This is a genomic window from [Clostridium] symbiosum ATCC 14940, from assembly GCF_000466485.1.
Classification (GTDB): Bacteria; Bacillota; Clostridia; order Lachnospirales; family Lachnospiraceae; genus Otoolea; species Otoolea symbiosa.
In genome coordinates, this window is sequence record NZ_KE992879.1 from 1 (window position 1) to 2,639 (window position 2,639).

Genomic DNA, 2,639 nt, shown 5'->3' on the forward strand with positions numbered 1-2,639 from the left:
TTTCAAAAAGTTCTTGACATATCACCAGAATGCTGTTTGTTTTTTGATTTGTTATTTGTTCTGTAGATAAGATACCATAAAAAATGAATGAAGTCCGTAACAAATGTTACGAAAACAAAAAAACTGTAAGAAAATGGAAGTCTGGAATATTCAGGCTGGATTTCTGTACGCATTCTGCTATAATTAGTAGGACATGGCCCCAATAAGGGAATGGCTACAACTAAAGGAGAATGAACATGAGACAGAAAACACTATCAATCGAACAAATCGTATTATGCGGCATGTTTGCCGCACTTGTTGCCACCGGCGCATTTATAAAAATAAGTATCCCCGTACAGCCTTTTCCTATGCATTTTACCCTGCAGTTCTTTTTTGTTCTGCTGGCTGCTTTTGTACTGGGCGGGAAATTGGGAAGTGCCAGCGTCCTTGCGTATCTCGTAATTGGGCTAGTTGGAGTTCCCGTCTTTGCGGCAGGAGGCGGACCGGCTTATCTGGTGCGCCCGACCTTCGGCTTTCTGCTGGGGTTTGCAGGCGCCGCCTATACGACAGGAACACTTTCTGAGCGCTTACACCGACATACGTTTCTGAATCTTCTGGCAGCGGCATTTGCCGGTATGATGGTCATGTATCTGTCCGGGATGCTTTACTTTTATTTTATCAGCAATTACGTAATCAGTATGCCCGTAACGTGGGGAATCGTGCTTGTAAATTGTTTCCTGCTTACGGTGGGAGGTGATTTCCTCCTCTGCGTGCTGGCGTCCGCTCTGGCAGTCAGGCTGCTTCCGATATTACAGAAGATACGGTAAAACTTAAATTTTTATGACAATTTCATTTGTTTTGAAAAAACGGTGGAAATTCGGCTTGTGGTCGTGCTATATTATAAACAGGCTGCTAAACGGCCAAAACAAAAACAGATAGAGGTTGAAAGAATGAGAAAAAGAAAGGTCTTAAGAACTCTGGGAGCGGTGTCGGTTCTGGCGCTCGCGTTCAGCTTTACTACTCTGGCAGATGACGCGTCGCAGTTTGTGACGGGGACAGATGTGAATGGTATTGTGATAGGAGGACTTACAGAAGCAGAAGCAAAGGCGAAAATCGAGCAGTCCTACGCTTCGAGCTACAACCTGACAATTATTGAGAAAGACGGAAAGAAAGAGAATATTAACGGTACGGAGATTGGGTACAGGGTAACGGTCCCTGACAATCTGAAAGAAATTCTGAGCCAGCAGAATAACACGGGACGCCAGTCAGGACCTTCTTCCGATAATTCCCATACACTGGAGCTTCAGGCTTCCTATGACGAAGCGCTTCTCACGGCGAGAATCCGTGGACTGGAATGTATAAACGGAGGCAGCATCATCACGACGGCGGATGCCCGTATCTCGCCTTATCAGGAGGGACAGCCCTTCACGATTATACCGGAAGTGCAGGGCAATAATGTGGATGCGGCAAAGACGGAAGCGGTAATTAAGGCCGCAGCTGCCTCCGGACAGAGCCAGGTGAATCTGGTGGAGAACGGATGCTATTATACGGTGCAGGTTACAAAGGACAATGAACAGTTAAAGGCGCTCTGCGATAAGATGAACCAGAGTAAAGACATGGTAATCACATATAATTTCGGCGAGAATAAGGAAGAGCTCACCGGCGCCGTGTTCACCAGCTGGTTCACCGGTTCCAAGGACGGACAGATTCAGGTTGACAGAAATGCCGCCGCAGCCTACATTGCTGCATTGGCGGCCAAGTATGACACGGCCGGAACCGCCAGGGTTTTTCATACGGCGACAGGCAAGGATGTGACACTAACAGGCCCGTACGGCTGGAAACTCAATCAGGCAACAGAGGTTGAGGCGTTAATCGCGATGATCCGGATGGGACAGAGCCAGACATGGGAACCTCAGTATACCGCCTCCGCCGCCAGCAGGACGGCTCCTGACTGGGGGAACACCTATGTGGAGATTGATCTGGGCGGCCAGCATGTCTATATGATTAAGGACGGAGCGATCGTTTGGGATGCCCCGTGCGTCACGGGCAATGTGTCGAAGAACTATACGACTCCGGAAGGAATATACAGCCTCACCTACAAGCAGACGGACAGAATCTTAAGAGGCGCCAAGCAGGCGGACGGCACTTATGAGTATGAGAGCCATGTGGATTACTGGATGCCGTTCAACGGTGGAATCGGTCTTCATGATGCGGACTGGAGAAGCAAATTCGGAGGCACGATATATCAGTACGGCGGAAGCCACGGATGTATCAACCTGCCGCCGGCGAAGGCGAAAATTCTGTATGATCTGGTCTATACAGGCATTCCGGTCATCTGTTACAATTAAACTGAAACGGTAAAGAGCGGGGAGACCTTACGCTGCTAACGATAACCTGTCCGCTCTGCGTACAGGTCACCGCCATCGATAAAAAAGATGCGGGATTCACTTCGAAATGAATCCTGCATCTTTTTTTGAGGCTTGTGTGAGCACGCAGTGCGGAGCAATCCGGTATCAAAGGGGGCAAAAGACCTTTAGATCCCAACATCTTAACAGGATATTTCTCCTGTAAATAAAAACCGCTTTGCGGGGGAACGCACTGCGGCGGTAGGGAATAATGCCGCTACAGCGACCCGCCGCAGGCGGAGAATCCCGCTCTCG

2 protein-coding genes are annotated in these 2,639 nt (G+C 48.9%); both read left to right on the forward strand.

Annotated elements, in window-relative coordinates:
• Positions 1-236 precede the first annotated feature (236 nt).
• On the forward strand, positions 237-806 hold the full coding sequence (locus CLOSYM_RS08620; RefSeq protein ID WP_003498678.1) for a biotin transporter BioY: 570 nt from the start codon (positions 237-239) through the stop codon (positions 804-806).
• Between the two features lie 123 nt (positions 807-929).
• Positions 930-2,327 carry a L,D-transpeptidase family protein gene (locus CLOSYM_RS08625; protein WP_044902281.1) on the forward strand — a complete coding sequence of 466 codons (1,398 nt, stop codon included), beginning with the start codon at positions 930-932 and terminating at the stop codon, positions 2,325-2,327.
• Positions 2,328-2,639: the final 312 nt, after the last annotated feature.

Coding starts and splice junctions, on each gene's coding strand:
- CLOSYM_RS08620 (WP_003498678.1), top strand. CDS start 237: ATGAGACAGAAAACACTATCAATCGAACAAATCGTATTATGCGGCATG.
- CLOSYM_RS08625 (WP_044902281.1), top strand. CDS start 930: ATGAGAAAAAGAAAGGTCTTAAGAACTCTGGGAGCGGTGTCGGTTCTG.